22 protein-coding genes and 4 pseudogenes are annotated in these 25,407 nt (G+C 64.1%); 18 read left to right on the forward strand and 8 right to left on the reverse strand.

All coding sequences use genetic code 11. The features are described from left to right. Positions 1 to 20: 20 nt before the first annotated feature. Positions 21 to 989, forward strand: a complete 969-nt coding sequence (locus tag OKW29_RS17760; protein ID WP_429291946.1) for a PDR/VanB family oxidoreductase — start codon at positions 21 to 23, stop codon at positions 987 to 989. A gap of 15 nt (positions 990 to 1,004) precedes the next feature. On the opposite strand, the gene OKW29_RS17765 is transcribed toward OKW29_RS17760, so the two are convergent. Beyond that, positions 1,005 to 1,925, reverse strand: coding sequence for a LysR family transcriptional regulator (locus OKW29_RS17765; protein WP_429291947.1), 921 nt, complete (start codon positions 1,923 to 1,925; stop codon positions 1,005 to 1,007). Positions 1,926 to 2,100: 175 nt separating this feature from the next. Between OKW29_RS17765 and OKW29_RS17770 the strand changes: the two genes are divergently transcribed. The 9 genes and pseudogenes from OKW29_RS17770 to OKW29_RS17810 form a co-directional block, all read left to right on the forward strand. Beyond that, positions 2,101 to 3,384, forward strand: a complete 1,284-nt coding sequence (locus OKW29_RS17770; RefSeq protein WP_429291948.1) for an aromatic ring-hydroxylating oxygenase subunit alpha — start codon at positions 2,101 to 2,103, stop codon at positions 3,382 to 3,384. After that, on the forward strand, positions 3,381 to 3,881 hold the full coding sequence (locus OKW29_RS17775) for an aromatic-ring-hydroxylating dioxygenase subunit beta (protein ID WP_429291949.1): 501 nt from the start codon (positions 3,381 to 3,383) through the stop codon (positions 3,879 to 3,881). Before OKW29_RS17770 ends, OKW29_RS17775 begins: the two co-directional genes overlap by 4 nt. A gap of 9 nt (positions 3,882 to 3,890) precedes the next feature. Next, a complete protein-coding gene (locus OKW29_RS17780; protein ID WP_429291950.1) occupies positions 3,891 to 4,265 on the forward strand; it encodes a tautomerase family protein in 375 nt (124 codons plus the stop codon). 55 nt (positions 4,266 to 4,320) lie between these two features. Further along, positions 4,321 to 4,548, forward strand: a pseudogene (locus OKW29_RS17785) (flavin-dependent monooxygenase); the annotation flags it as partial. 35 nt (positions 4,549 to 4,583) lie between these two features. Further along, a complete protein-coding gene (locus OKW29_RS17790) occupies positions 4,584 to 4,961 on the forward strand; it encodes a hypothetical protein (RefSeq protein ID WP_184073051.1) in 378 nt (125 codons plus the stop codon). After that, the gene (locus OKW29_RS17795) at positions 4,954 to 5,484 is read left to right on the forward strand and encodes a nuclear transport factor 2 family protein (protein ID WP_429291951.1); all 531 of its coding nucleotides are present in this window, start codon (positions 4,954 to 4,956) and stop codon (positions 5,482 to 5,484) included. The genes OKW29_RS17790 and OKW29_RS17795 overlap by 8 nt, the downstream gene beginning before the upstream one ends. After that, positions 5,481 to 6,623, forward strand: a complete 1,143-nt coding sequence (locus OKW29_RS17800; RefSeq protein ID WP_429291952.1) for an amidase — start codon at positions 5,481 to 5,483, stop codon at positions 6,621 to 6,623. Before OKW29_RS17795 ends, OKW29_RS17800 begins: the two co-directional genes overlap by 4 nt. 22 nt (positions 6,624 to 6,645) lie before the next feature. Further along, on the forward strand, positions 6,646 to 7,389 hold the full coding sequence (locus OKW29_RS17805; protein ID WP_429291953.1) for an SDR family NAD(P)-dependent oxidoreductase: 744 nt from the start codon (positions 6,646 to 6,648) through the stop codon (positions 7,387 to 7,389). A gap of 80 nt (positions 7,390 to 7,469) precedes the next feature. Continuing rightward, positions 7,470 to 7,610, forward strand: a pseudogene (locus tag OKW29_RS17810) (4-hydroxyphenylacetate 3-monooxygenase reductase subunit); the annotation flags it as partial. A gap of 136 nt (positions 7,611 to 7,746) precedes the next feature. On the opposite strand, the gene OKW29_RS17815 reads toward OKW29_RS17810, so the two are convergent. From OKW29_RS17815 to OKW29_RS17825, 3 genes are all read right to left on the reverse strand, one after another. Next, positions 7,747 to 9,393 carry an NRAMP family divalent metal transporter gene (locus OKW29_RS17815; RefSeq protein ID WP_429291954.1) on the reverse strand — a complete coding sequence of 549 codons (1,647 nt, stop codon included), beginning with the start codon at positions 9,391 to 9,393 and terminating at the stop codon, positions 7,747 to 7,749. Between the two features lie 42 nt (positions 9,394 to 9,435). Beyond that, positions 9,436 to 9,570, reverse strand: a complete 135-nt coding sequence (locus OKW29_RS17820) for a hypothetical protein (RefSeq protein ID WP_018424053.1) — start codon at positions 9,568 to 9,570, stop codon at positions 9,436 to 9,438. A gap of 720 nt (positions 9,571 to 10,290) precedes the next feature. Beyond that, complete coding sequence (locus OKW29_RS17825) at positions 10,291 to 10,671, reverse strand: BON domain-containing protein (RefSeq protein WP_090808180.1); 381 nt, start codon at positions 10,669 to 10,671, stop codon at positions 10,291 to 10,293. 352 nt (positions 10,672 to 11,023) lie between these two features. Here OKW29_RS17825 and OKW29_RS17830 point away from each other — a divergent pair, with 352 nt between their 5' ends. Further along, on the forward strand, positions 11,024 to 11,299 hold the full coding sequence (locus tag OKW29_RS17830) for a hypothetical protein (RefSeq protein WP_429291955.1): 276 nt from the start codon (positions 11,024 to 11,026) through the stop codon (positions 11,297 to 11,299). 544 nt (positions 11,300 to 11,843) lie between these two features. Here OKW29_RS17830 and OKW29_RS17835 read toward each other — a convergent pair. Both OKW29_RS17835 and OKW29_RS17840 read right to left on the reverse strand, forming a co-directional pair. Continuing rightward, positions 11,844 to 12,602: an SDR family oxidoreductase gene (locus OKW29_RS17835; protein WP_429291956.1), complete on the reverse strand. Its 759-nt coding sequence runs from the start codon at positions 12,600 to 12,602 to the stop codon at positions 11,844 to 11,846. A 53-nt stretch (positions 12,603 to 12,655) separates the two neighbouring features. Continuing rightward, positions 12,656 to 12,784 (reverse strand): annotated as a pseudogene (locus OKW29_RS17840) (AraC family transcriptional regulator); the annotation flags it as partial. On the opposite strand from OKW29_RS17840, the pseudogene OKW29_RS17845 reads away from it, so the two are divergent. After that, a pseudogene (locus OKW29_RS17845) lies at positions 12,759 to 13,070 on the forward strand (MFS transporter); the annotation flags it as partial. The pseudogenes OKW29_RS17840 and OKW29_RS17845 overlap by 26 nt on opposite strands. Positions 13,071 to 13,463: 393 nt before the next feature. Here OKW29_RS17845 and OKW29_RS17850 read toward each other — a convergent pair. Next, positions 13,464 to 14,195 carry a GntR family transcriptional regulator gene (locus OKW29_RS17850; protein WP_184037898.1) on the reverse strand — a complete coding sequence of 244 codons (732 nt, stop codon included), beginning with the start codon at positions 14,193 to 14,195 and terminating at the stop codon, positions 13,464 to 13,466. A 170-nt stretch (positions 14,196 to 14,365) separates the two neighbouring features. Between OKW29_RS17850 and OKW29_RS17855 the strand changes: the two genes are divergently transcribed. The 4 genes from OKW29_RS17855 to OKW29_RS17870 all read left to right on the forward strand — a co-directional run bounded on the left by OKW29_RS17855 (position 14,366) and on the right by OKW29_RS17870 (position 20,860). Then, a complete protein-coding gene (locus OKW29_RS17855) occupies positions 14,366 to 15,586 on the forward strand; it encodes a pyridoxal-phosphate-dependent aminotransferase family protein (RefSeq protein ID WP_429291957.1) in 1,221 nt (406 codons plus the stop codon). 154 nt (positions 15,587 to 15,740) lie between these two features. Next, positions 15,741 to 17,027 (forward strand): MFS transporter, encoded by a 1,287-nt coding sequence (locus OKW29_RS17860; protein WP_429291958.1) that lies wholly within the window; start codon positions 15,741 to 15,743, stop codon positions 17,025 to 17,027. Between the two features lie 3 nt (positions 17,028 to 17,030). Then, positions 17,031 to 17,780, forward strand: a complete 750-nt coding sequence (locus tag OKW29_RS17865) for a 2-keto-4-pentenoate hydratase (RefSeq protein ID WP_429291959.1) — start codon at positions 17,031 to 17,033, stop codon at positions 17,778 to 17,780. Between the two features lie 47 nt (positions 17,781 to 17,827). After that, complete coding sequence (locus tag OKW29_RS17870) at positions 17,828 to 20,860, forward strand: FAD-binding and (Fe-S)-binding domain-containing protein (RefSeq protein ID WP_429291960.1); 3,033 nt, start codon at positions 17,828 to 17,830, stop codon at positions 20,858 to 20,860. Positions 20,861 to 20,898: 38 nt separating this feature from the next. Here the strand turns inward: OKW29_RS17870 and OKW29_RS17875 are convergent, their stop codons facing one another. Further along, the gene (locus tag OKW29_RS17875) at positions 20,899 to 21,774 is read right to left on the reverse strand and encodes a helix-turn-helix domain-containing protein (protein ID WP_429291961.1); all 876 of its coding nucleotides are present in this window, start codon (positions 21,772 to 21,774) and stop codon (positions 20,899 to 20,901) included. Positions 21,775 to 22,009: 235 nt separating this feature from the next. Between OKW29_RS17875 and OKW29_RS17880 the strand changes: the two genes are divergently transcribed. Further along, positions 22,010 to 22,912: a DMT family transporter gene (locus OKW29_RS17880; RefSeq protein ID WP_184037909.1), complete on the forward strand. Its 903-nt coding sequence runs from the start codon at positions 22,010 to 22,012 to the stop codon at positions 22,910 to 22,912. A 226-nt stretch (positions 22,913 to 23,138) separates the two neighbouring features. Next, a complete protein-coding gene (locus tag OKW29_RS17885) occupies positions 23,139 to 25,358 on the forward strand; it encodes a hypothetical protein (RefSeq protein WP_429291962.1) in 2,220 nt (739 codons plus the stop codon). Positions 25,359 to 25,407 lie beyond the last annotated feature (49 nt).

The raw sequence follows: 25,407 nt of genomic DNA on the forward strand, positions 1-25,407 counted from the left end.
GAATACATCGGAAGGTAATCATGCAAGCGCAAACCCTGAAGGTTCGGGTCGACGCCTTGTGCGAAGAAGCGCACGGGGTCCGCTCGTTCAGCATTTCGCGGCTCGATGGGCTGCCGTTCGAGCGCTACGAACCCGGCGCACATATCGACGTCACGAGTCCTTCGGGCGTCACGCGGCAATACTCGTTGTGCGGCGACCCGGAGTGCATCGAGTCGCAGATTTTCGCGGTGAAGAAGGAGGAGCAATCGCGCGGCGGCTCGCGCTCGCTCCATGAAGAGGTGAGCGTCGGCACCGAGCTGTCGGTCGGCGCGCCGCGCAACCTTTTTCGTCTCGAAGAAAGCGCGGACGAGCACATCCTGATCGGCGCGGGCATCGGCATTACGCCGTTGCTGTCGATGGCTTATCGGCTCGCCGCGCGGCACGCGCGCTTCACGCTGCACTATTTCGCCCGCAGCGAGGCGCACGCGGCCTTCATGACGCTGCTCACGCGCGAGCCGTTCGCGCGGCACGCGAAGCTGCATTTCGGCGTGCAGCCCGAGGAGCTGAAACCCGCGCTCGATGCGTGCCTGCTCGATGCAGGCGCGAACGCGCATGTCTACACGTGCGGTCCCTCGCCGTTCATGGATTTTGTCGTAGCGAGCGCTCAGCAACGCTTGCCCGCGGAAGCGATTCATCTCGAACGCTTCAAGGCGGAGCCGGCTCCCGTGGCCGAAGCATCGCTCGACAGCTTCTTCGTGCAATTGGCGAGCAGCGGTCAGACGGTGCGAGTCGATGCGAACACGTCGATCGTCGACGCGCTCGCGTCGATCGGTATCGAAGTGGACACGTCATGCGGCGAAGGCGTGTGCGGCACCTGCATGGTCGATGTGGTCAGCGGCGAGCCCGAGCATCGCGATCACTGCCTGAGCAAGGCCGAGCGCGCGAGCAATAGCGTGATCTGCTGCTGCGTGTCGCGCTCGCGAACCCCCGTGCTCGTGCTCGACCTCTGATTCACCTGCGCGCAGTCACATTTTCTCGAAGCCCGCGAGGATCTCGGTGATGAGGCCGCGCATCCACGCGATGCCTTCGTCTTCGTGGAAGTGCTCGTGCCAGTGCATCGTCACGGCGGCCTTCGGCAGCGGCACGGGCAGTGCATAGATCCGGAACGCGTCGCCGCGATTGAGGATATGCGCGAGCCGTTCGGGCAGCGTCGCGAACAGATCCGTCGCGGCCAGCACGCCAGGCACCGCGACGAAGTGCGGCAACGCGAACGCGATATTGCGGCCGACGCCTTGCGCGCGCAGCGCGTCGTCGAGCGCATGGTGACTGTGTTCGAGCGAGCGCACCTGGATGTGCGACGCGGCCACAAACCGTTCGAGCTTCAGCGTGTCACCGCTCGGCAGGTCGCGGCGCTTGCGCGTCATGCACACATACGATTCCTCGAACAGCAGGCTATGGCGCGTGCGCGGCAACAGCGACGGCAGATTGCCGATCGCGAAGTCCAACCGGCTCGAGCGCAGCGCCTCCTCGATCTCCTCCACCGGCAACGGCTCGACGACCAGCTTCGCGCGCGGCGCGGACTTCTGCAGCGCCGCGCACAGCGCGGGCAGATAGGCCATTTCGCCCGCATCCGATAGCGACAGACGAAACGTGCGCGTGCTCGTCGCCGGATCGAAACGTTCCGCGTAACGCAGCGCCTGACGCACGGTGTCGAGCGCGTGGCCGACGATTTCCGCGAGCTCGAGCGCGACGGGGGTCGGCTGCATACCCGCGCGCGTGCGGATAAAGAGCGGATCGTCGAACATCGTGCGCAGACGGCCGAGCGAGTAGCTGACCGCGGGTTGCGACAGCGCGAGGCGTTCGCCCGCTTTCGTCAGGCTGCGCTCCTCGACGATCGCCTGAAACACCCTCAGCAGATTGAGATCGACGTGGTCGATGGAGGTCATGGGGTCTCTTGTGATATCAGCCGAACTTATTCGACAACCTGTTTTTAATCGATTTGACGCATGATCGTCGCAAAGCGAGACTGATGTCAACGAGAGGATGCGCTGATGTGTGGCACGCGACTCGTCGCGTCGATGTGCGTCTTCATTCCAACCACGCAACTGTCCCCCGCATACGATGAGTACGCCGACCTATCAAACCATCGACACCAGCGCTTTAGCCCGGCGCGCCGAGGCCGATCGCATCGCGCCTTCCCTCTACTACGATCCCGAGCTGTTCGAAGTCGAACTCGAGCGCATTTTCTACAAGACGTGGATCTGGGTCGCGCATGACAGCGAGCTCCCGAAGCCCGGCGATTTCATCACGACGACGATCGGCCGGCAGCCGGTGATCGTCGTGCGCGACAAGAGCGGCGCGGTCAACGTACTGCAAAACCGCTGCCGGCATCGCGGCGCGACCGTGTGCGAAGAGCACAAGGGCAATGCGAAGGGCTTCACGTGCCCATATCACAGCTGGTCTTATGCGCTCGACGGCACGCTGCGCGCTCTGCCATACGGCGACGCTTACGAAGGCGTATGCGAAAAGGGCGATCTGCCGCTCAAGAAGCTGCACGTGGGCGTCTATCAGGGCCTCATTTTCGCGAGCTTCAACGAAACGATCGAACCGCTCGAAGACTTCCTCGGCGGCGCGAAGCCGTGGATCGACCTGTTCATGAAGCAGGGCGCGGGCTATCCGATCAAGGCCAACGGCGAGCACAAGTTCAAGTTCAAGGGCAACTGGAAGATCCAGCTCGAAAACACGACGGATCTGTACCACTTCCCGGTCGTGCACAAGTCGTGGATGAAGTCCATCGACGACGAAACCGCTGCCGCGATCACCAGCTTCATGACGAGCGACCAGGCGTTCTGCCGCTCGCTCGGCAACGGTCACAGCCTCGCGGTGCTGATGCCCGAGATCGTCGATCTGGACCGCGACGATGGTGCGCCGCTGCCCGAGCGCTTCAGCGAACTCGCCGCGCAACTCGCGCAAAAGCACCCGCCGGAAGAAGTGCGCCGCATCGTGCGCTCGCTGATGGGCGTCGGCTTCAACCTGAACCTGTTCCCGAATCTCGCGCTGTCGATGGCGTTCTTCCGAGTGCTGCGGCCGATTTCCGCCGAGGAAACGGAGATTCGCCACGTCGCGCTCGCGATGGACGGCGGTCCTGAAGAAGCGAACCGCGTGCGCCTGCGCATTCACGAGCACTTCCAGGGCCCGTTCGGCTTCGGCAGTCCCGACGACGCCGAAGCGTGGGAGCGCGTGCAGCGCGGCTCGCATGCGGGACCGGACGTACCGATCCTCGTCAATCGCGGTCTGAATCGCGAAACGACCGCCGCGAACGGCGAGAAAACCGCCCACGCAACCGATGAGACCGGCATGCGCGAAGCCTACAAGCAATGGCGCGCAATGATGGAGCAGGCATGATGGACGACAGAAACGCACTCTTTTCCCACCAGACCTTTGCGCGCGCGATCGAGTTCATCTGGCGCGAAGCCGAATTGCTCGATCGACGCGACTATCGCGAGTGGCTCGAGTTGTGGGACCCGGCGGGCCACTACGTGGTGCCGATCGATCCGAACGCGACCGATTACGCGGCAACGCTGAACTACGCGTACGACGATCAGCACATGCGCGAGCTGCGCGTGCAGCGCATGACGTCCGGCTATTCGGCATCCGCGTCGGATGCCGCGCGCACGGTGCGCACGGTGTCGCGCTTCACGCTCGCGAGCGATAGCGCGGACGTGGTCGAAGTGAAGTCGTCGCAGATCATCATTGCGTACAAGCGCGGCACGTCGACGATCTTCGCGGCCGATCTGACGCACAAGATCAACATGGCGAGCGGCGAGCCGCGTCTCGTCGAGAAAGTGATCCGCCTGATCGATTCCACCGATGCGCTGAGCGCGATCGGCTTCCTGCTCTGACCGGTCATCATGCCGACACTCGAAGTCTATTTGCCGCAAGGCCATCCAGACGAACGCAAGGCGAAACTGATTCAAGGGTTGACCGATGCGACCGTCGAGGCAATCGCCGCGCCCGCGGAGTCCGTGCGCATTCTGCTATCGGAGCTGGCGGCAACGAACGCCGGTCTTGCCGGCAAGCTCACGCCTGCCGCGTTGCCGGTCATCATCGCAATCCTGATAGCGGGTCGCACCGATGCGCAGAAAGTCGCGTTGATTGCCCAGCTATCCGAAACGATCGCCGCGATCCTCGACCTGCCGCTGCCTTCCACGCGCGTGATGATCAAAGACATTCCCAACACGGACTTCGGCATCGGCGGCAAGACCGCGCGGGCGCTGGGCCGCTAGCTTCGCGATGCGCTCAGGCTTGGGACTGCAGGCGCAAGTGCTGGCGGTCGTCAATCTGGGCCTCGCGCGCGCGGCGCTCACGCAGATCGCGCGGGAAGGCGCCGACGTCGTGAACCGCGCGTATCGGCTGGGCGGCACGATGGCGATCTATCGCAACCATCCGCTGCAACGTCTCGCGCGCGATGCGATGGTCGTCACGCAACACGCCTTCCTCGGCGAAGGCAATTACGACGGAGCCGGCGCCGTGTTCGTCGGCGTGCAGCCGATTCCCGGCTACCTGTGAGCTCTCTTCAATCAATCGAACCAAGGAACGTTCCCATGAGCGACAACCGAAACCTGCCTTTGCGTGTGCTGTTCTGCTGCGGCGTCTCGCAGAACTTCTTCGACTTGCCGCGCGAACAGATCGGCGAAGTGTGGCAAGCGTACGGCAAGATGCTGAACGCGATCGAAGCGATGGAAAACGTGCGCGTGCTGGGCGTGATGGACGACGATCGGCTCGTGGTCGGCAACGCCGATGGCGCGCCGTGGACGTTCTACATCATGGCCGACGTCGCCGACTTCGATACCGCGGTGGCCGTGTGCAATCTGTATCGGACGACGCCGGTCGGCGACTACAACCTGTGGCGCTACGGCAAGATCGAGGCGCGCGTCGGCCGTGCGCTGACGGTGCCGCCAGCGGTCGCCAACCATGCGTGACGCGATGACCGATCCGGCTATCGACGCGCTGCTCGCGCGCGTCAAAGCGCTAGAAGCACAGAACGCGGTGCGTAAGACGATCGCGCGCTACATGGCGCTGTGCGATGTGCCCATGCGCGCGCTCGAAGGCGAGGCGCTCGCCGCGCTGTTCGCCGAAGACGCGATCTGGGAAGGCATCGGCCCGCAGTACGCGAACAAGTTCGGGCGTCTCGAAGGGCCGGCGCAGATCGTCGCGATGCTGCAGCGTTACCTGCCGCCCACGCCGCACTTCGCGACCAATGTGCACTTTCTGACTGCGGAGCATATCGAGGTGAACGGCGACACGGCGAAGGGTCGCTGGATCATGTTGCAGGCTTCGGGTTATGTCGAGGCGAAAGCGGAACTGATCGCGGCGCGCCTCGAAATCGACTTCGTGCCCGCCACTCACGATGCGGGCGCGACATGGCTGATCCGCCATTTCCGTACCGAGCGTCTTTTCGATGCACCGTGGCAAGTCAACCCGGCCCAGGGAGTTTCGGCATGAGCGCATTTCTGCAGACATTCGATCTGAGCGCGACGGACAGCGCCGACGCGCCGACGATCGCGATCAAGGACAGCATCGACGTCGCCGGCTACGCGACGACAGCGGCAAGCCGCGCGCTTGCCGACGCACCGCTTGCATCGGAGCACGCCGAAGTCGTGCGGCGTTTGCTCGACGCCGGCTGGCGCGTCACTGGCAAGACCAACATGCACGAACTCGCGTTCGGCATGACCGGCATCAACGACTTTTCCGGCACGCCGGTCAATCCGCAGGACGCGGCACGCATTCCGGGCGGATCGTCGAGCGGGTCCGCGTCGGCGGTCGGGCAGAAGTTCGTGGACGCCGCGCTCGGTACCGACACCGGTGGCTCGGTCCGCGGCCCGGCCGCATGCTGCGGCGTTATCGGCCTGAAGCCGACGTTCGGCCGCGTGTCGCGGCACGGCGTGGCGCCGCGCGTCACGACACTCGACTGCGTTGGACCGTTTACGCGCGAGACGGACACGCTGATTCGCGTGATGACGGCGATCGATCCTTCGTTTCGCGCTGACGATGCGCGTCGAGACGTTTCGCAGTTGCGCATTGGCATGGTCGCAGTCGACGCGGATGACGACATCGCCAAAGCAATCGCCGACGCGGTCGGAAAGACCGAACTCGCCACGCAAGCGATCGAACTCGCGTCGCTGAAGAACGCATTCACGGCCGGCCTCGCGGTGATCAACGCGGAGACATCGCGCGCCTTCGGCCATCTGGTGGCAAGCGGCAAGCTCGGCGCCGATATCGAAGCGCGCCTGCGCGCGGCCGCGGCCACGAGCGCCGCCGATCTCGACGCGGCGGAACGCGTGCGCCGCACCTTCACCGACGAAGTGGACCGCGCGCTCGACCGGGTCGACGTACTCGTGCTGCCGACGCTGCCCTCATTGCCGATCACGCTCGAAGCGGCACGCGCCGGCACGTCGGTGATCGGCATGTCGTCGTTGATCCGGCCGTTCAACCTGAGCGGGCATCCGGCGCTGAGCCTGCCCGTTCCGATCGAACGCTCGACGCTGAAGGCGGGCCTGCAAATCATCGGTCGCAAGAACGACGACGAAACGGTGTGCGCGGTCGCCGCGCACCTCGAAGCGCGCCTCGCGCAATCCGCCTGAACGCAATCAAGGAGTCAGCAACATGTCGAACAGAATCGCGCTCGTGACGGGCGCCGCGCGCGGACTTGGCGCCGTTGTCGCGCGTCGTTTTCACGAAGCAGGCTACAGGGTCGCGCTGGCCGATATCGCGATCGAACCCGCGCAAGCGCTCGCGCATGAACTCAGCAGCGACGGTTCGAGCGCCTGCGCAATCCGGCTCGACGTCACGCGCAAGGCGGACTTCGAGGCAGCGCGCGACGCGTTGCTCGAACGTTGGGGCGGCGTGGACGCGCTCGTCAACAATGCGGGCGCCTCGAAGGTCGTGCCCGTGATGGACATTACCGCCGAGCAGTTCGATCAGGTCGTCAACGTGAATCTGCGCAGCGTGCTGTTCGGCTGCCAGGTATTCGGGCAGTACTTCGCGCGGCGCGGCGTGGGCCGCATCGTCAATATCGCGTCGCTGGCGGGGCAGAATGGCGGCTCGGCAACGGGCGCGCACTATGCAGCCGCGAAGGGCGGCGTACTGACGCTGACCAAGGTCTTCGCGCGCGATCTCGCCGCGCGCGGTGTGACAGTCAACGCGATCTCGCCGGGGCCGCTCGATTTGCCGATCGTTCACGAGAGCGTGGCGGCGGACAAGCTGGCAAAAGTGATCGAAGCGATACCGGTCGGCAAGCTCGGAGCCGCGTCGTATGTTGCCGATGTCGCGGTGATGCTCGCTTCCGGTGACGCTTATTTCGCCAATGGCGCGTGCTGGGACGTCAACGGAGGCCTGTACATGCGCTGATGCGTCTGCCAAGGGCCGAGGCGGCCGGGTCATTTCGGCCGCTCGTCCGGCGGGCTCCATACTTCGAGCACGCCGTGCACGCCAGCTTGCAGGGGAAGATCGTGGAAGCGAAGGAAGTCGGCTCGCACTCGGTCATGTTCGTGGAGACCACGCAGATTCGCGTGCGCGCCGACGGCGACAGCCTGATTTATTTCGACCGGAATTTTCACCGGGTGCCGCGCGCGTGGAAGGGCAATGAGTCATTTGAAGCGCTGCCGGCCAGCTCGGGCTCCGGCAGCGCTTACGTTGTCGCTCCCGACATGGCTCCCGTAAAACCTCACCATTGCCCGGACCTCCTGGAACTCCTCACCATTCGCACTACTTCAGCAACGCCATCTGCACGACCTTGACGATCACGAGCGCGATCGCGAGCAGCAGATAGCCGCGCAGCACGCCCATCCATACGCGTTTGGCGAGCGTCAGACGCGGCGGCGGCAGTTCGTCGAGCGGCGGCATGCGCCACGTGTTGCGCGCGTCCTTCGCATAGACCGGAGCCGGCTCGGCCGCGGACTCGCCGCGCAGCTTGCGCATCCCGAAGCTCGCCACATACCCGACGACCGCGAGCAACGTGCCGCCCGCCAGGACTTCGATGATCGTTTCCGCCGCGAAGTCCGGATAGATCACCGACGCGGTCAGGATGATCGACAGCATCACGAGCACCCAGATCACCGCGCCGGTAAACAGATTGAGCTTCTTCGAATTGGCCCACGGACCGAGCACCGCGCGATCGTTGCACAGCAGCAGCAGGAACACGGTCGCGCTCGGCAGCAGTACGCCGGCGAGCGTCTGCACCGCTTCTGTCAACAGACCGAGCGGGCTGCCTGGAATCAGCACCAATGCCGCGGCGGCCGCGACGATCGCGAAGTACACGACGTAGAAGCCCTTCGCATCCGACACGCTACGGTGCAGCGAATGGCGGATCTTGAACACGTCGCCGATCGCATAGGCGGTCGATAGCGACACAGCCGCCGCGCCGATCACGCACGCGTCGAACAGTGCGATCGCGAACAGCACGGCCGACGTACGTCCCGCGTATCTCTCGAGACCGGCGATCACACCGCCCGCGTCCGTGAAGTTGCCGAACCCGGGCCGTCCGTCGAACAGCGCCGCGCTGAACGAGATCATCGCGACCGCGCCGATCAGTACGAACACGATGCCGATCCAAAGGTCGGCTTTTTCGTAGTTCATGAAGCGCGGCGTGATGCGCTTGTCGACCACATAGCTCTGCTGGAAGAACAGCTGCCACGGAGCAACCGTCGTGCCGACGATGCCGATTACGAGCAGCATCACGTCGGACAGCTTCGAGTGCGCGGGCCAGTTCGGAATGAAGAAGTCGCGCGCGATCTGGCCGACCGGCGGATGAATCGACACGAGCACCGGCACGAGCAGCAGGCTCAACACGCACAGCGCGACCGCGAAACGCTCGAAGCGACGGAAGTCGCCGGTGCTGACGGCGGCCATCGTCAGCGCCGCGGCGATACACACGCCCGCGATCTTCGAGACGCCGAAGAAGTCGAGCACGAACGTGATGCCGATGAATTCCGTCACGATGGTTAGCGCGTTCAGCAGGAACAGATCGACGACGCTGAACGCGCCCCAGAACTTGCCGAAGCGCTCGAAAATAAGCCGCGCGTGGCCCACGCCCGTGACCGCACCGAGCCGCAACACCATCTCCTGATTGACGAACAGCACCGGCACCAGCAACAGCATGGTCCACAGCAACGTAGTGCCGTAGTTCTGGCCGGCCTGCGTGTAGATGCCGAATGCGCCCGCGTCGTTGTCGCCGACCATCACGATCAGACCGGGGCCGAGGATCGCGAGCAGCGTGCGCAGGCGCGCCCACCAGCTCGTGCGTGGCGCGATGTCATGGTGAGCGATCGTGCCGAGCGCGCCCTTGATATCGCCGACGTGTGCCGAATCGAGCACGGCGCTGCGCGCGGAGGAAATGTTCGTCGGAGTAGACATGTCGTTCTCTCCTGGTTGTATTTGTCGAAGGATCGCGAAACGCTATGCCACGCGCGACATCACGCGACGGCAGAAGGCGATGAACGGATGCGGTGCGTGCAGCACGAGCATGCCGTCGTAATGGGCGCGCGATTCCTGCACACGCGGGAACTGCGAAAGAAGGAGGCCGAATTGCATGAGGGATCTCCGTGCGCCGGTTTCGACGCGCTGGTGGAAAGCCAGCAGACACGGAGGCCGCGTATGTCCGGGCGCGGCGGTGGAGGTCTACTCGCTTTCCTCGGTTGATAGAACGGGGAAGCGGCATAAGGGATAACTGTCACTGTCGGGCATGGCGGCTCCTTGTCGGTGTGTAGCGGGGACTGCGTTCGAGCGTCTGAAGCGTTCGCTACGCACGTTCGCTACGCACGTGTTTATCCACGCGTTCGCGCGCATTGCGTTGAACTGTTTGCGTTGACTGACAACGCGCGCGCAAACGCGACCGCAAGCGCAAGGCTCGCGATGGGACGCCGTATCGGCGCGGGAACGCGCGTGATCGCGGCGTTCCTGTCATGCGGATACGACGTTACTTTAGGTGCACGGGAAGAAACTGCGGCGCGCACCGTCTGCCAACTGGCAAGACGGCGGCTGATGAAGAGAGCGCGGACGTCCTGCCGGTCAGGCAGCGAATCTGTTCGAAAGTCGGCTACTGCAGGTGTCCAAGGCATGAGCCCCATTGGTGATGATTTTTGAATTCTAGGGTTCGCCTTCCGCCGAGGTCAACCTGTTTCTTAAGCAGAGCAGAAAAAATGTGCGGCGCGCGACGGTGGGCACTTTGAATGACATGCGGGTCGAGGCCGATATAGGGGGGAGGTCGAACAGGCGGCACCGATCCGTCCGGCCGATGCCACCACGCCGTGCTCACTGATTGGCGCGCCGTCGCTCGGTCAGCCGGTTATGCACGCTTCTGACGCCGCGAACCGATCGCGCGGCGTTGCCGGCTCGCGCGATTTGCGATTGCCGCGGCACGGTGCCGGTCAGCGTAACGATGCCGTGACGCGCTTCGACACGGATGTTCGCCGAATTGAGGTTCGTGGTGCGCGTGAAAGCGCGGCGGACGTCGCGGACGATTGCGCTGTCGGACCGGTTGTTGTTCCGGTTCGAAGCCGCTGGGACCGACTGGCTTTGCATCGACGCATCGTTCGGCATCTCGCGCGTCTGTGCGTTTGCATAGGTCGCGCAAGTCGCGATGGCCACCGCGAACAGTGCACCGAGGATTCTGCTCGCGCCGTTTGTTTTCATTCTTCCTCCTTTGCCGGTTTGTGAGGAACTGCCGTTCGGGCCGCGTGCTGCCAGCGGGGAAGAGGCGGCGCAACGCACTACCGCCTCGCGACGAGTCATCGACCGTCGGCTCCGATTATATTCTGCGGCGCACGCGCCGATACTGATAGGTGAGAAGATTCGGGAGCCGCCGAGGTGAGAATATGCGCACCTGTACGCGCACTTCAAAATTGAAGGTGAGGGAATTCGGGAGTCGCCCGGACGGCGCTACAAATTGCGAATGCTTTCCTGAGAAACTAATATCGCATTCCCAACCTTGCTTCCTTTTCGTCAGGTTCGCCCACGTCGATGCAACGTTTCCGTCAGAGGCGTCATGCGGTCAGACCGTCTAGCCGGAAGCCGGCGAAGGCGGCGCGCACAAGAGACAAAGGCGCTGCTCGAACCCGAGACGGTCGACGAAGACCGTCGCAATCATCTGATCGCGTTAAGCGATGCCGCACAGGCGCTCGTCCCCGAACTCGCGCAATTGGACGATCAGAACGACGACGAATTTTGCGGCCATCTGCCCGCGCAGCTTAGAACGGCGCTCGTCGACGCGATGAAGAACGTCGTCGCGGTGCATGGGCTGAAGAACGTGCCGATCGAATGAACGTGGCGCGTGCATCGCGTCAAAGGTGAGGACTTTCGGGAGTCGCGCGCGGGCGGTTCTTTTGCAACTAACCGGCCGGCCCAGGAACGGCACAAACCGCGCGGCAAGAGGCTCGCGGGAATGCGCGCATTTATGCCGGTCAGCCATAGGTGAGGATATTCGGGAGCCGTCGATGCTGTATCGGGCGACGGCCCATCGTGCCGACGTACAAAACGCGCTTCATGCAGTCGCCAATCATTGCATCCGTCGCGGTGACCGTGCGCCGGTTGTGTAACGTAAGTCGTTGAATGTCCAGGCGATCTGCCGCGTACGCGGCCGGCATCGGCGAAGCGATCCGGCTGCGTTCGATCAAAGGTGAGGGATTTCGGGAGCGGTGTGTGAGCGCCGCAATGCGCTCGCTGAAATGCCTCCTCGAGTGCTCTTTTCACCTCAAAGGTGAGATTTTTCGGGAGAAACGACGACGGTAGCAGGCGCCGATCCGCCACTGCTCCGTGCTTGAGGTGAGGCTTTTCGGGAGCGCAAATACCCTGCAGCAATAGCCCGTTCAGGCCGATTTCGCGATCTCGCGAATGTCCGCGACCGGCGTCTGCCCGAACGCATCGCTGAGCGCATAGTCGATCAGCTGCGCCGCGCATTGCTCGGGCGTCGACAGTTGGCCGTTGCGCTTCAGGTCGTCGAAGCGCTGGCGCATCGGGAACTGCTCTTCGCCGCTACCGCGAATTTGCGCCTGCATGTCCGTATCGATCACACCCGGCGCGAGGCTGCAGATGCGCAGCGCGCGATTCGCGTCGAGCGCGACGGCGCGCGCGTGATGATCGAGCGCGGCCTTGGTCGCGCAGTAGATGCTCCAGCCCGGATACGCGTTGCGCGCCGCGCCGCTCGAAATGTGCACGATGCGGCGGTCGGTTGCGTCGACGGCCGTGGCGGCGAGCGCGCTCGCGAGCATCAGCGGCGTCGCGACGTTCAGGCTCACCGCGTCCGCGACGCTCGCGGCGTCCTGTCCTTCGATGGGCCCGATCGGCTGCATCATGCCCGCGTTGTTGATCAGCAGCACCGTCTGCGCGCCGCGCACGAAGTTGCTCAGTGCGTCGGTGGCGATCCATTGCGCGACGCGTGCGGGCTCGGCCAGCGGCAGCTCGATCTCTTCGAGCCGCGCGGCAAAGCGCGACTTCAGCGCGGCATGCCGCGAGCGCGACAGACCCAGCACCGTGACGTTGCGCGCGAGCAGTTGTTCGGCGAGCGCCGCGCCCAGGCCGCGCGTATGGCCGGTGACGATCGCGCGAATCGGAGAAGAGGAGGTCATGTCGTTCCTGGTGATCGTTGACGTGCAGAGTCGACGATTTTCTCACGCCGTATTCACACCGGGCGAAAGCGCTCGCGATACCGCATCGGCGTCACGCCAAGCCGCTTCGTAAACACGATGCGCATGCGGTCGGCGGTGCCGAAGCCGCAATCGTAGGCGATCGTCTTCAGCGCCGCGGGATTCTTCGACAGGCAGACCACCTTGCTGGTGGTCGCGTCGATCCCGGCATTCTGGGCGCTGCCGCCAAAGCTGCTGACGGGCGCGGGCGCCGCGGGCGGTATCGCGTTGATCAACACGCTCGGGCAACTCGGCGGGATCGTGAGCCCGGTGATGGTCGGACGTGTGAAGGATCTGACCGGCAGCACGACGCCGGCGCTGTATGTGATCGGCGCGATGAGCGTGGTGTGCGCGCTGATCGTGCTGTATGGGTTGCCGGAGTCGTTGCGCAGTCGTGAAACGACGCAGTGAAATCGAGGGTGGAGGGCGCGGCCGTTGGCTTGCATCGCGTGAGGTGCCGCGCCGCTGCCCGCTCCCGCATCCGCGCACGATAGGCCTGCCGTATCAAACACTTGGCAGGCCTGTGCGCAGGTTGTCCACAAGCTTGTTCCCAAATTATGTGGACAACTGGACTTCGAGGCCGGCGCGAGTGAAACGGCATCCTTGCGAAGCCCACTCGCCAGTATCACGGACTCCGTAGCGACGCTCACTGCCTACGCGTGCACCGCGCGCAGATAGTTCTCATGCTTCAAGCACTTAAGCTCGCTGTGCGAAGGTTGTCCACAGGCTTGCCAACAATTTAGGTGGACAAGTTTTGTTGCCGACGGAGTGGCGAGGAGCGGGATTCGGCATCAGTTGTCCGCATCACGCCTTCAACCCGGAGGCCGAAGCGACCACCTCCTCCTGCACCTGCACCTGCAAAACCGCATCCCGCTTATCGAGCAGATGCTGCCGCAAAATCGCGCTGAGCTTCTTGCCGTCGCGAGCTTCGAGCGCCTTCAGCATTTCATCGTGATCGTGAATCGCGCGGTCCCACTTCGGCGTCTGATAGTTCGAGCGAAAGCGCAGCGCCTGCAGCCGCCGGTTGACCGACACATACGTCTGCCGCAGCGCCGAATTTCTCGCCGCTTCGTTGATCTTGTCGTGGATCGCCTGGTTGCGACTGTAGTAGCCCGGCAGATCGTTCTGCGCGCGGCACGCCAGCATCGCGTAATGCAGCGCCTTGATCTCTGCGAGTTCGGCCGCCGTTATGCGCTCGGCCGCGAGTTCGCCGGAAAACGCTTCGAGGCCGCTCATTAGCTCGAAGGTCTCACGCACCTCCGCTTCCGACATCTTCGATACCGACGCGCCCCGGTTCGGCGAAATCTCGATCAGACCTTCGGCAGCCAGCACCTTCAGCGCCTCGCGCAGCGGCGTGCGCGAAATGCCGAGCGTTTCGCACAACTCCCGCTCGTTCAGTTTCTTGCCGGGCTCCAGCGCTCCCTCGACGATAAAGCGGCGGATGTGCTCCACCACCGTGTCGTGCAGGCGCTGACGCTCGACCTTCGGCATCAGCGGGGCAGCGGTCAGACCCGCGTCGAGATCCGAATTTTGCATACAAAAATCCTCAGCTTCACATTAATTGGATTTTATCGGAACCATATCGATTAGTTAATCCATGCGCACACGCGGGTAAACACTGGCCTTAGAGGCCAATTTTCGTCTTGGGAGCATCACGGTTCCTCTGATATAGTTTTTTGCATGCAAAATTCAATTGGAGGAGTTCGATGCTGAAGCTAGATTTTCATCCCGCTGGCCGTCACTTCCTGCAGATTCCGGGGCCGAGTCCGGTGCCGGATCGCATCCTTCGCGCGATGAGCTATCCGACCATCGACCATCGCGGACCCGAATTCGGCGAGCTGGGTCTCAAGGTGCTCGACGGCATCAAGAAGATTTTCAAGACGCAGCAGCCGGTCGTCATCTATCCGGCGTCCGGCACGGGCGCATGGGAAGCCGCATTGTCGAATACGCTGAGCCCCGGCGATCACGTACTGATGTTCGAGACCGGCCACTTCGCGACGTTGTGGAAAAAAATGGCCGTGCAGCTTGGCCTGAGGCCCGAATTCCTGGGGCTGCCAGGCATCGAAGGCTGGCGGCGCGGCGTGCAGCCGCAGATGATCGAAGAGCGTCTGCGCGCCGACACGCAGCATGCGATCAAGGCGGTCTGCGTCGTGCACAACGAAACCTCGACCGGCGTCACGTCCGACATCGCCGCCGTGCGTCGCGCGATCGACGCCGCGGGCCATCCGGCGCTGCTGCTCGTCGACACGATCTCCGGTCTCGCGTGCGCTGATTATCGTCATGACGAGTGGGGTGTCGACGTGACCGTGTCGGGCTCGCAAAAGGGCTTGATGCTGCCGCCGGGCATCAGCTTCAACGCGATCTCGCCGAAGGCGATGACCGCCAGCCAGCACGCGAAGCTGCCGCGCAGCTTCTGGGACTGGACGGAAATCGTCGAGATGAACAAATCCGGCTACTGGCCGTACACGCCGAACACGAACCTGCTGTACGGGCTGCATGAAGCGATCGAAATGATTCTCGGCGAAGGGCTCGACAACGTGTTCGCGCGCCACGAGCGGCTTGCCGAAGCGACGCGCCGCGCGGTGCGCGCGTGGGGGCTCGACATCCAGTGTGCCGATCCCGCCGTCTATAGCCCGGTGCTGACGGGCGTGATGATGCCCGACGGTGTCGATGCCGACGCGGTGCGCAAGCTGATCTACGAACGCTTCGACATGTCGCTCGGCACGGGCCTCGGCAAAATGAAAGGCCGCATGTTCCGCATCGGCCATCTTGGCGATTGCAACGATCTGATGCTGCTCGCGACACTGGCTGGCTGCGAAATGGGTCTGCGGCTTGCTGGCGTGCCGCTCAAGGAAAGCGGCATGCCGGCCGCGATGGAGTCGCTGAGCCAGGCACCGAAGACGCCGGGATTGAAGGCCGCGGCCTGATTGTCGGGCGCAGGGAGCGCTTCCCTCATCGAGCCGCGCGCAGAACGCGGCCAGAACAACGTGCAATGCGTCCATAGCGGCTCTCGCGGCCGACGGGCGACGACGCAGCGCGCCACTTCAGGCGCGCCGTCGACAGATGCCATGGAGAGAGACGATGAAGCGGTTTCGTTTGACCAGTGCGACCAGTATCGTTCTAGTGATGCTCTGCATCATGTACTTCATCACGTACCTCGATCGCGTAAACGTCAGCACCGCGGCGGCGGGTTTCGGCAAGGAATTCAATCTCACGCATACGCAGGTCGGGCTCGTGTTCTCGGCCTTCGCGTATCCGTATCTGCTGTTTCAGGTGATCGGCGGCTGGGTAAGCGATCGCTTCGGCGCGCGACGCACGCTGCTGTTCTGTGGCGCCATCTGGGGTCTCGCGACAGTGTTCACGGGCTTCGCGGGCGGGCTCGCTTCGTTGCTCGCCGCGCGGCTCGTGCTCGGTTTCGGTGAAGGCGCGACGTTCCCGGCTGCAACGTCGGCGATGTCGCGCTGGGTCGCGAAAGAAAAGCGCGGCTTCGCGCAGGGCATCACGCACGCGGCGTCGCGAGTCGGCAACGCGGTCGCGCCGGCGCTCATCGTGATCGTGATGACCAACTGGGGCTGGCGCGAATCGTTCTTTATCTGCGGCGCGCTGAGTCTGGTGTGGGTGGTCATGTGGGCGCTCACGTTCACCGAGCATCCGAAAGATCATCCGCGCATCACGCCCGAGGAACTCGCGGTGCTGCCCACGCCGAAGCCGAAAGTCTCCGGCTTGCCGTGGGGCAAGCTGTTTCGCCGCATGACGCCGGTCACGATCGTCTACTTCTGCTACGGCTGGACGCTGTGGCTGTTCCTGAGCTGGATTCCGCTGTACTTCCTGCATAACCACCATCTGCAATTGCAGAAGTCGGCGATCTTCGCGTCGGTCGTGTTCTTCGCCGGCGTGATCGGCGACACGCTCGGCGGCATCGTCACCGATGCGATCTTCAAGCGCACCGGCAGCCTCAAACGCGCGCGCAGCTGGATGGTGTCGGTGTGCATGCTGTTCTGCCTGCTGTCGCTGATTCCTCTGATGTTCACGCATGACCTGACGCTGTCGATTGCCTGTCTCGCGTCGGGCTTCTTCTTCGCCGAGATGACGATCGGCCCGATGTGGGCGATCCCGATGGATATCGCGCCGGACTTCTCCGGCACCGCGAGCGGCATGATGAACACGGGTTCGGCGCTCGCCGCGATCATCTCGCCGGTGATGGGCGGCTTTCTGATCGACCGCTTTGGCAACTGGGATCTGCCGTTCGTGGGCAGCATGTTGCTGATGGGCATCGGCGTCGTGCTCGCGTTCCGCATGCAGCCCGAGAGCCGCTTCGAAGTTGGCGCGTCGGAGAAGGCGCACGTTTCCACCCGGATGGGCGTGTAAAACATGACTTCATCATTGAGTCAGCTGCTTGCCGATGCGCGTCGCAATCGCACGGTGCTCGATACGTTGCCTCCGGAGCTGCTTCCTTCCGATGCCGACGCGGCCTACGCAATCCAGCACGAAATCTTGAGCGCATGCGGCGCGCGAATCGGCGGCTGGAAGATCGGCGCGAAATCGGCGAGCGGACCGATTCAAGGCGCGCCATTGCCCGACACCGATCTGCACGCCGACGGCGCGCGTCTGTCGCGCGAAGGCTTCGCGCCGCTCGGGCTCGAACTCGAAGTCGCGTTCCGTTTCGGCCGGCGTTTCGAGTCGTCCACGAAACCGTACCGCGAGGACGAAGTGCTCGCGGGCATCGGCTCGATCGGCGCGACCATCGAGATCGTCGCAAGCCGCCATGCCGCGTGGCCCGCCATCGACAAACTCGCGCAGCTTGCGGACCTGCAAAATCACGGCGCGCTGATCGTCGGTGAATTCACACGGTATCGCGAGGATTTTCCGTTCGTCGCGCCGTCGCTGCGTTTCGCGTTCAACGGAGGCAATGTCGTCGAAACGACGCCCGCGAATCCGGCCGGCGATCCGCGGCGGCTGTTGACGTGGCTCGTCAATCACGCGAGTTCGCGCGGCATTGCGGTGACGCCGGAGATGGTGATCACCGCCGGTTCGTACACCGGCATGTTCTTTCCGCGCGAGGCGGGCGACGTGAGCGCGCATATCGAAGGACTCGCGCCGGTGCATCTGACGCTGTACTAGGTAATTCGAGCTGCGCGGTTCAGGCGCGCTCCTCACAGGCCGACGAAATGACGAATCCCACTGCGGGCTTGCTCGTCAAGCCGATCCATCTGGTCCCGTCCGCCGCGCGCGCAACGAGTCCGCTCGCGCAGCATCTGCGCAAAGCGCTGCGCGGCGACGTGCTGTTCGATCTCGCCAGCCGCGGCCGCTACGCGACCGATGCGTCGATCTATCAGATCACGCCGGTCGGCGTCGTGGTGCCGCGCGATCAGGACGATCTGCGCATTGCGCTCGAAATCGCGCGCAGCGAGAAAGTACCGCTGCTCGCGCGCGGCGCGGGCACGAGCCAGTGTGGGCAGACGGTCGGCGAAGCGCTGGTGGTCGATACGAGCAAGTGGCTCAACAACATCGTCGCGTTCGATGCCGACGCGCGCACCGTGACGGTCGAGCCCGGCGTCGTGCTCGATCATCTGAACGCGTGGCTGAAGCCGCATGGACTGTGGTTCCCGGTCGATGTATCGACGGCTGCCCAGTGCACGATCGGCGGCATGGCCGGCAACAACTCGTGCGGCTCGCGCTCGATCGAGTACGGCAACATGGTGCACAACGTCGACGCGATCGACGCGATTCTCGCCGACGGCAGCGAAGCGCGCTTTGCGTCGCTGCGCGAGCCGCCGCAAGGCGAGCGCTTGCAGCAGATCGTTGCGGGCGTCACGCGGATCGCGCAGCGCGAGCGTGACGAAATCATCGCGCGCGTGCCGAAGGTGCTGCGCCGCGTCGCGGGCTACAACATCGATCTGTTCGATTGCCAGAATCCGCGCGCCTATACCGATGACGGCAGCGCGAACCTCGCGCATCTGCTGGTCGGCTCGGAAGGCACGCTCGCATTCAGCCGGCAGATCACGTTGAAGCTCGCGCCGCTGCCCGCGCACAAGGCGCTTGGCGTGGTCAACTTTCCGACCTTCCGGCAGTCGATGGCGCTCACGCAGCACATCGTCAAGCTGAAGCCGGTCGCTGTCGAACTCGTCGATCGCACGATGATCGATCTCGCGTTGAGCAATCCCGCGTTTCGTCCGGTGATCGGGAAGGCGCTGGTCGGCGAGCCGCAGGCGATTCTGCTCGTCGAATTCGCGGGCGAGGATCGCGACGCGCAGCTCGCGTCGCTGAAGCAGCTCACGGAGTTGATGGGCGAGTTGGGCCTGCCCGATGCGGTCGTCGAGATGCCGGACGCAAATGCGCAAAAAGCGCTGTGGGAAGTGCGCAAGGCTGGTCTCAACATCATGATGAGCATGAAGGGCGACGGCAAGCCGGTGTCTTTCATCGAAGATTGCGCGGTGCCGCTCGAACATCTGGCCGACTACACGAGCCGGCTGACCGACGTGTTTCATCGCCACGGCACCGAAGGCACGTGGTACGCGCATGCGAGCGTCGGTACGCTGCACGTGCGGCCGATTCTCGACATGCGCCGCGACGGGGCGACAAAAATGCGCGCGATCGCCGAGGAAGCGGCCGCGCTCGTGCGCGAGTACAAGGGCGCGTATTCCGGCGAGCATGGCGATGGGCTATGCCGTGGCGAATGGGTCGCATGGCAATACGGGCCGCGGCTCAACGAGGCGTTCAGCGAGATCAAGGCGTTGTTCGATCCGGACAACCGCTTCAATCCCGACAGGATCGTGCGTCCGCCGAAGATGGACGACGCGCGAAATTTCCGCTTTGCGCCGGGCTATCGCGAACAGCGCATCGAAACGGCGCTCGACTGGTCGACGTGGAACGTGAAGCGCGACCCGCTGACAGGAGAAGAAAGCGCGCCCGGCAGCGGCGACGATCTGAGCGGCGGCCTCGCGAAAGCGGTCGAGATGTGCAACAACAACGGCCACTGTCGCAAGTTCGACGCGAGCACGATGTGCCCCAGCTATCGCGTGACGAAGGACGAGCAACATTTGACGCGCGGGCGGGCCAACACGTTGCGGCTCGCGATTTCGGGGCAGCTCGGCGAAAGCGGGCTCGCGAGCGACGACGTGAAGGAAACACTCGACCTGTGCGTATCGTGCAAGGGCTGCAAGCGCGATTGCCCGACCGGCGTCGATATGGCGAAGTTCAAGATCGAGGCGCGGGCGGCGCGTGTCAAGACGCATGGGGTGCGGCTGCGCGACAGGCTCGTCGCGTTCATGCCGCGCTATGCGGGCGCGGCGAGCCGCATGCCGAGGCTGCTGGCGCTCGCGGACAACGTGCCGGTGCTGTCGGCGTGGTTCAAGCGCTCGGTCGGATTCGCGACCGAGCGGAGTTTGCCGCGGTTCAAGAAGGCGTTTCTGGCCGATGCGGTGTCCGCGAAGCCTGCACGCAACGCTGCGCAGGCGTGCGCGCTGAAAGAAGTCCTGCTGTTCGTCGATACCTTCAACAATCACCTCGAGCCCGACAACGCGCGCGCCGCGCAACAGGTGCTCGAAGCGGCGGGCTACACGGTCCACTTCAATGCACGCCCGGGAGAGCGTCCCGTGTGTTGCGGCCGCACGTTTCTCGCGGCGGGTCTCGTCGACGAAGCGAAAGAGGAAGCGCGGCGCATGCTCGAGCTGTTCAGGCCGTTCGTCGAACGTGGCGTGCCGGTGGTGGGGTTGGAGCCATCGTGTCTGCTGTCGTTGCGCGATGAATTCCTGCAGTACGGTTTCGGCGAAGAGGCGCAGCGCCTCGCGCAGCACGCGTTTCTATTCGAGGAATTCCTCGTGCGCGAAGAAAAGGCCGGACGATTGCAGCTCGAATTGAAGTCGCTGCCGATGCAGCAGGCACTCGTGCACGGCCACTGCCATCAGAAGGCGTTCGACGCATTCACGCCGGTGCAGACCGTGCTGAAGTGGATTCCCGAGTTGAAGGTATCGACGATCGAATCGTCGTGCTGCGGCATGGCCGGCAGCTTCGGCTATGAAGCGGAGCACTACGCGAGCTCGCAGGCGATGGCCGAGCTGTCGCTGCTACCCGCGGTGCGCAAGCTGGACGCGGCCACGCTGATGGTCGCCGACGGCACTAGCTGCCGGCATCAGATTCACGACGGCGCGGGCGTCGACGCGATCCACGTCGCGCGCGTGCTGGCGATGGCGCTGCGATGACGCGGGGCTAACTGCAAAGCGAAACTCAAACGCGAATCTCAAACACCGATAGCCTGCCGGAACCCACTCGGCGTCACCCCGACAGCCTCGCGAAACCGGTGACTAAAGTGACTCGCGTTCGCATAGCCACACTGCCCGGCGATCTGCGCGAGCGGCAACGTCGTCGTGCGCAGCAGCGTGCGCGCGCGATCGAGCCGCTGCTGCGCGATCCAGGCGGCGGGCGGCAACCCGAACGACTCGCGAAACATCCGCGCAAGATGAAACTCCGACAGCGCCGCGACACCCGACAACTCCCCGAGCGTCAACGGCTGCGCAAGATGAATGTCGATATAGTCGCGCAGGCGGCGCCGCGTCGCGGCCGACAGCCCGCCTTTCAGCGCCACGTTCGCGCGCCGTACGCCTTGGCCGCGCAATAGCAGGCTCAACACTTCGTGCGCGGTCTCGTTGGTGCGCAGCAGACCGTCGGGACTTTCCCACTCCTCGTTGACGAGCGACTGACACAGACTCGCAATGCGCGGGTCCTCGAAATAGGTGCGATCGGCGAGCGTCAGTTCGCGCGGTTCGCGGTCGAGCTCCTGCACCGCGCGTCGCGTGAAGTGCTCGGGCAGGAAGTACAGATGCATGAAGTGCATGTGGCCGCGCACCCACCAGCGCGATTCGTGATCGCCGGGCAGTGCGCACAGCCGCGACGGCGCGCCGTAGTGGCCCGGCATTTTCTGGCGCTCGGTGCGATACCCGCCGTCCAGATAGCACGACAGCGTGTGATGGCCGGGCCGTTCGTAGACGGTCTCGTCCTCCTTCGTGTCGCGAGTCCATAGCGCGATCGCGAGTCCGTCGCCGAGCCACGCGAAGCGGTCCAGATGCGCGTTCGCACTGGCGAGCGTGTGACAGACCGACTGCAGGCCAAAAGGCATGCCGGCGGTGGATATCACGGGGACGGACGGGGTGGGGTTCACGGCGGCGCGCGGAGGTTTTCCGGTGTACGGTGGTGGTTGAGCGGCCAGTATACGGCGCGTCCCGTCAGCCTGCGCATCGGCGCGAAAAAGTGCGCAATTTTGGACAATTGCGGGCGGCGGCGCGGTTCCATAGTCGGGCTTTCTTCCATGCTGCGCGTCATCGCAGTCCGTCATTGCAGTCTGAGGCCCGACCATGAATCTCCTCCTTTATGCCATCACCGTGCTGATCTGGGGCACCACGTGGATCGCAATCAAATGGCAACTCGGCGCGGTGCCGCCACCGGTATCGATTGCGTGGCGTTTCTGGATCGCCGCGCTGCTGATGTTCGCACTGGCGCGCATCATGCGCCGCCCGATCTGGCCGCCGCGCGACGCCTGGCGCTACCTCGCCGCGCAGGGTCTCGCGCTGTTCTGCCTGAATTTCCTGTGCTTCTACTACGCCGAACAGCTCGTGCCGAGCGGGCTCGTCGCGGTGGTGTTCTCGACCGCGCCGCTGCTGAACTCGATCAACGGGCGGCTGTTCATGGGCCGGCCTCTGCAGCCGAGCGCGATTGCGGGTGCGTTGCTCGGGCTCGTCGGCATCGTCTGTCTGTTCGTGCAGCAGATGGCCGGGCATCTCGGCGATCACACCGCATGGCTCGGGCTCGGCGTCGCGTTTCTCGGCACGCTGTGCTTCTCGGCCGGCAACCTGCTGTCGAGCCGCATGCAGTCGATGGGCCTGCATCCGTTCGCGACCAACAGCTGGGCGATGCTGATCGGTGCTGCCGTCCTGACGCTCGGTAGTCTGTTCGCCGGCTATTCGTTCGCGGTGGAACCGTCGGCGCGCTATCTCGGTGCGCTCGCGTATCTCGTGGTGTTCGGCTCGGTGATCGGCTTTACGGCGTACCTGATGCTCGTCGGCCGTATGGGCCCGGAGCGGGCCGCCTATTGCACGGTGCTGTTTCCGATCGTCGCGCTCGCGGCGTCGACGCTGTTCGAGGGCTATCGGTGGTCAGCGCTCGCGGTGGTCGGTCTAATGCTCGTGGTGGCCGGCAATCTGGTGGCGTTCGATCTGACGCGGCGGATTTTCGAGCGTCGCCGGGCGGCGCGGACATGATGAGCATCTCGCTCAAGGTGAGGATTTACAGGAGCAGAAAAAGCGACTGAATCTCTGACCGGTGAGTCTTTACGGGAACCGGTTTTTACCGGTTTCGTGAAGGAAAGATTGTGTCGGAAACCTGATTAGATGCAAATGGAATGAATTGGATGAATCGGCATTCAATAATCATTTTTTCATCAATAAATTTACTATTTTTATATGAGAGGATAAAACGCCAAATCCGATGTGCGCGTCTCGCGCCTCGCAAGGACCGACTGCCGTGAAGCCTTTCTCCCGCCTTGGCTTGGCCGTGGTGTTAATCCACAGCCTGATCTCACCGAATGTTTCCTCGCAATCCCAATTGAATTACACGACCTCATGGATCGGTAATAGTTTCGGATTCGGCGACGGCAAATGGATGCAGCAGGATATTCAGGCCATTAGCGTCGGCGCCAATGGCACCGTTTATACGAATGCGCCGTGGGACGAAAGCGGCAGTGAAATCGCCGCCTATCGCGCGGGCGACAAGCTCGCGGTGGCCGGTTCGACGCATGGCTGGGGCGCGGCCGGCGGCGACGCGGTGGCCGTCAACCAGACGTACCTCTATGCGGCGATGTCGATCGGCAATGAGAACAATGCGCTGGTCGGCGCCGACTATCCGCCGGCCAATCAGACCTGGTACGGCATCACGCGACGCACGCTTGCGAATCTCGCGACCGGCGCACCGTTTTCCGGCGGCATCGGCAATAGCGCGAATGCGACGAAGAACAGTTTCGTCGCGGTCGATACGGTGAAGACTGGCACCGACGCGAGCATTCGCGGCCTCGCCGCAACCGACAGCGAACTCTACGTGGCCGACACGTACGGCAACCGGATCGCCGTGTACGACGCGCAGTCCATGCAGCCGCTGCGTTCGTGGAGCGTCGCGTCGCCGGCCCGCATCGCGATCGACACCGACTCGACGCTGTGGATCATCAGCGGCTTCGGCACAGCCAATCTGAGCATCCTGCACTACCGCGCCGACGGCACCGCGCTCGCCGGTCCATTGACGCTGCCCGCCGGCACCGTGCCGAGCGACCTCACAGTGACGCCATCCGGCCAACTGCTGGTCGCCGACAACGGCGTTTCGCAGCAGATCCTCGTGTTCAACAAGGGCGCGGGCGGCCAGATGCAGGCGGGCACGTCGATCGGCACGCGCAACGGCATTTTCCACCCGGTGCGCGGCGTGCCCGGCGATACGCGTTTCAACGGCATCACCGGCATCGGCGTCGACGCGGCCGGCAATCTGTACGTCGCGCAAAACGGCGAGGGACCGCGCGCGCTCGGCTCGGCATCCGTAGGGCAGGGCGCAGTGCTGGAGAGCTACGTGTACGGCACGCGCGTGCTCAACTGGCGGCTCTACGGTCTGAGCTTCGTCGATAGCGGCGCGTTCGACCCGGCAACACCCGCTTCCATCTACACGGGCTCGAAGCGCTTCACGCTCGATTACAGGCAGCCGGTCGGCCACGAATGGTCGTATGCGGCGTTCACGCTCGATCGCTTCGACTACCCCGACGATCCCGCCTTTCACGAGCCGCGCGGCGTGCGTGGCGAACCGATGGTGCGCAGATTCGATGGCCAGCGCTTTCTCTATACGCTCGATCCGGGCGCGCACTATCTGAACGTCTATCGCTTCGATGCCGCGCATGGCGAGATCGCGATACCGTCGGGGATGCTCGCGCAGAATCCGCTGCCCGGCGCATGGCCCGCCGCGCAACCGACGTACGGCGAATGGCTGTGGCGCGACAGCAATGGCAATGGCGCCGTCGACGCGAGCGAGATCAGCGGCAATCCGTCGACCGGCAGCACGGTCGGCGACGGCTTCTGGTGGGTCGACGAACCCGGCAACGTGTGGCTTGCCACGCCATTGAGCGGCGTGCGCGAGATGCCGCTGCAAGGTCTCGACTCCGCCGGCAATCCGATCTACACGTACGCGAGTGCGAAGATGTTCGCGATGCCCGCGCCATTCACGCGGCTCGCGCGACTCGTCTACGTCGCAGCGACCGACACGATGTATCTGTCCGGTTTCACGAGTGCGATTCCGTGGGACCCGACGCACTGGAAGGAAGCGGGTCCGGTGCTGGCCCGCTACGACAACTGGAGCAGCGGCAACCCGACGCTGACATACACGGTCTCGCTGCCGTGGAACACGCAAAGCGATCCGCAGACCACCACGGTCGGCGTCGCGGTGGCGGGCAACTATATCTTCGTTGCGGAGCTGTACACCGATCGCATCGACGTCTACGACGCGCGCAACGGCACGGCGGTCGGTTACATGACGCCGGGCGCGAGCGTCGGGGGCACGAGCGGCTGGGTCGACGTGTATCTCGGCATCAGCGCGGTGCAGCGCGATAACGGCGAGTACGTGGTGCTGGTCGAAGACGACGCGCGCGCGAAGCTGCTGATGTATCGCTGGACGCCTTGACGTGGATCGCTGTCGCGCCGAACACGAATAGACGGCGGCGCACGATCGG

The organism is Paraburkholderia sp. CI3 (assembly GCF_050436505.1).
GTDB classification, from domain to species: domain Bacteria; phylum Pseudomonadota; class Gammaproteobacteria; order Burkholderiales; family Burkholderiaceae; genus Paraburkholderia; species Paraburkholderia tuberum.

What these genes read in the sequence shown, in the direction of transcription:
- OKW29_RS17795 (WP_429291951.1), top strand. Translation starts at nt 4,954, where the DNA reads ATGCGTGACGCGATGACCGATCCGGCTATCGACGCGCTGCTCGCGCGC.
- OKW29_RS17805 (WP_429291953.1), top strand. Translation starts at nt 6,646, where the DNA reads ATGTCGAACAGAATCGCGCTCGTGACGGGCGCCGCGCGCGGACTTGGC.
- OKW29_RS17820 (WP_018424053.1), bottom strand. Translation starts at nt 9,570, where the DNA reads ATGCAATTCGGCCTCCTTCTTTCGCAGTTCCCGCGTGTGCAGGAATCG.
- OKW29_RS17825 (WP_090808180.1), bottom strand. Translation starts at nt 10,671, where the DNA reads ATGAAAACAAACGGCGCGAGCAGAATCCTCGGTGCACTGTTCGCGGTG.
- OKW29_RS17780 (WP_429291950.1), top strand. Translation starts at nt 3,891, where the DNA reads ATGCCGACACTCGAAGTCTATTTGCCGCAAGGCCATCCAGACGAACGC.
- OKW29_RS17855 (WP_429291957.1), top strand. Translation starts at nt 14,366, where the DNA reads ATGCTGAAGCTAGATTTTCATCCCGCTGGCCGTCACTTCCTGCAGATT.
- OKW29_RS17775 (WP_429291949.1), top strand. Translation starts at nt 3,381, where the DNA reads ATGATGGACGACAGAAACGCACTCTTTTCCCACCAGACCTTTGCGCGC.
- OKW29_RS17835 (WP_429291956.1), bottom strand. Translation starts at nt 12,602, where the DNA reads ATGACCTCCTCTTCTCCGATTCGCGCGATCGTCACCGGCCATACGCGC.
- OKW29_RS17790 (WP_184073051.1), top strand. Translation starts at nt 4,584, where the DNA reads ATGAGCGACAACCGAAACCTGCCTTTGCGTGTGCTGTTCTGCTGCGGC.
- OKW29_RS17875 (WP_429291961.1), bottom strand. Translation starts at nt 21,774, where the DNA reads ATGCCTTTTGGCCTGCAGTCGGTCTGTCACACGCTCGCCAGTGCGAAC.
- OKW29_RS17860 (WP_429291958.1), top strand. Translation starts at nt 15,741, where the DNA reads ATGAAGCGGTTTCGTTTGACCAGTGCGACCAGTATCGTTCTAGTGATG.
- OKW29_RS17815 (WP_429291954.1), bottom strand. Translation starts at nt 9,393, where the DNA reads ATGTCTACTCCGACGAACATTTCCTCCGCGCGCAGCGCCGTGCTCGAT.
- OKW29_RS17880 (WP_184037909.1), top strand. Translation starts at nt 22,010, where the DNA reads ATGAATCTCCTCCTTTATGCCATCACCGTGCTGATCTGGGGCACCACG.
- OKW29_RS17865 (WP_429291959.1), top strand. Translation starts at nt 17,031, where the DNA reads ATGACTTCATCATTGAGTCAGCTGCTTGCCGATGCGCGTCGCAATCGC.
- OKW29_RS17830 (WP_429291955.1), top strand. Translation starts at nt 11,024, where the DNA reads ATGCGGTCAGACCGTCTAGCCGGAAGCCGGCGAAGGCGGCGCGCACAA.
- OKW29_RS17850 (WP_184037898.1), bottom strand. Translation starts at nt 14,195, where the DNA reads ATGCAAAATTCGGATCTCGACGCGGGTCTGACCGCTGCCCCGCTGATG.
- OKW29_RS17800 (WP_429291952.1), top strand. Translation starts at nt 5,481, where the DNA reads ATGAGCGCATTTCTGCAGACATTCGATCTGAGCGCGACGGACAGCGCC.
- OKW29_RS17870 (WP_429291960.1), top strand. Translation starts at nt 17,828, where the DNA reads ATGACGAATCCCACTGCGGGCTTGCTCGTCAAGCCGATCCATCTGGTC.
- OKW29_RS17770 (WP_429291948.1), top strand. Translation starts at nt 2,101, where the DNA reads ATGAGTACGCCGACCTATCAAACCATCGACACCAGCGCTTTAGCCCGG.
- OKW29_RS17765 (WP_429291947.1), bottom strand. Translation starts at nt 1,925, where the DNA reads ATGACCTCCATCGACCACGTCGATCTCAATCTGCTGAGGGTGTTTCAG.
- OKW29_RS17885 (WP_429291962.1), top strand. Translation starts at nt 23,139, where the DNA reads ATGTGCGCGTCTCGCGCCTCGCAAGGACCGACTGCCGTGAAGCCTTTC.
- OKW29_RS17760 (WP_429291946.1), top strand. Translation starts at nt 21, where the DNA reads ATGCAAGCGCAAACCCTGAAGGTTCGGGTCGACGCCTTGTGCGAAGAA.